Origin of the sequence: Streptomyces sp. NPDC049577 (assembly GCF_040675635.1) — a bacterium.
Taxonomy (GTDB): domain Bacteria; phylum Actinomycetota; class Actinomycetes; order Streptomycetales; family Streptomycetaceae; genus Streptomyces.
Genome location: NZ_JBFAPH010000615.1, coordinates 1 through 1561 on the forward strand (window position 1 = coordinate 1; position 1561 = coordinate 1561).

Consider the following 1561-nt stretch of genomic DNA (forward strand, 5'->3'; position numbering starts at 1 on the left):
GCGCAGGTCGGCTCCGCCGATGCGGAAGGCGGACAGGAGACGGTCGCAGAGACCGCTGTTGATCTGGTGCGGCCAGGTGAGCAGGCCGGTGGTGGCCCTATCTGTGCGGCCTCTGGTCGATCGAGGAATCCGCCGAGGACAGCGAGGTCTTCGGCACGATCAAGGAAATCGTCTTCGACGAGATGTCCCATCTGGGACTCGCCTGCAACATGCTCACCACGATCGGCGGAACGCCACGCCTCGCGGACGCGGACGTGGTTCCGAAATACCCCGGACCGCTGCCCGGAGGCGTCCGGCCCGGTCTGACCGTTTCCCTCGGCGGACTGAGCACGCAGACGGTCGACATGTACTCCGAGATCGAGAAACCGGAGGATCCCGTCGTCGAGTCCGAAACGGCCGGAGTGTCGATCGGTGCCTTCTACTCCGCCGTCCTCGAGGCGTTCAGGAACAACCAGAACCTCATCGCGGGCACCCGGCAGGTGACCAGACTCATGGCCGCCGACCACGGCATGGGGAACGACGTCGTGGCGCTCAACTCGTTCGCGGATGTCGAGCAAGCGATCACGATCATCAAGGAGCAGGGGGAGGGCACCGCGGCATCACCGGACAACCCCTTTCCCGGGCAGCCCGGTGAAATGGCGCACTACTACTCCTTCCGGGAAATCTTCCACGGCCACAAGCTGGTCGTCCTGCCGGGCGATCCTCCCCGATTCGACTTCGTGGGCGCGGAAATCCCCATGCCGCCGGTGCTGCGCATGGCCACCGTGCCGAAGGGCGGCTGGGACAACGGCCCCTCGCCGGTCGACGCGTCCACGCGGCAGCTCCTCGACACCTTCAACCGGCGCTACAGCCTCATGCTGTGCGACCTCCAAAGCGCGTGGATGACGGGGACGACGCAGCCACTGGGTCAAGCGGTCGGCCAGATGGTCCAGTTGAAGGCTCTGGCGCGCCAACTGATGCATGTGCCGCTGCCCGGCGGGAGCGGGAAGACGTACGGCCCGGAGTTCCGGTACGTGGAGGAGAATCCCTGAGCACGGCGCGTCGTGCGCACACGGCTCTGTGACACGGCTGTGACGGGCGATATGGCCTGCACCATACCCACCGTGGTCCCGACCTGATCGACTCGGCGCATGCGCAGCGTTCTCCGCCCCTTCCCCGCCATTCTGACCGCCGCAGTGCTGACCGCCACTGTGCTGCTCACGGCCTGCGGTCCGCAGAAGTCCGACGGTTCAGGAGGCGGCACGGCACGAGCCCAGGCGCCCGGTCCGTCCGGTTCCTCCTGCGGTCACCGGGGTTCCGGCACGGCGACCCCTTCGCCGTCCGCTCCGGAGAAGGACGGGGTGCGGATCACCGCCGTGGGCCGGGGCGCCCGCCGGTGTGCCGAGTTCGAGGTCACCAACCACGAGACGCAGCCCCTCACCTACACCATCACCTTCGCCTTCCAGTCGGATTCCGGGGCGGCGCTGGAGAACACGACGGAGACCGTCCCTTCCGTCAAGCCCGGCCAGACCGTGCGGCGCACCCTCTCCGCGAACGGGCCGTACCCGGGTGCCCCGGGCGG

At 68.0% G+C, this 1561-nt stretch carries 1 protein-coding gene and 1 pseudogene; both read left to right on the plus strand.

Going from position 1 to position 1561, the window contains the following annotated elements; genetic code table 11:
* Positions 1-119: 119 nt before the first annotated feature.
* On the plus strand, positions 120-1031 hold the full coding sequence (locus tag AB0K09_RS33265; protein ID WP_366069116.1) for a ferritin-like protein: 912 nt from the start codon (positions 120-122) through the stop codon (positions 1029-1031).
* Between the two features lie 99 nt (positions 1032-1130).
* Positions 1131-1561, plus strand: a pseudogene (locus tag AB0K09_RS33270) (hypothetical protein); the annotation flags it as partial.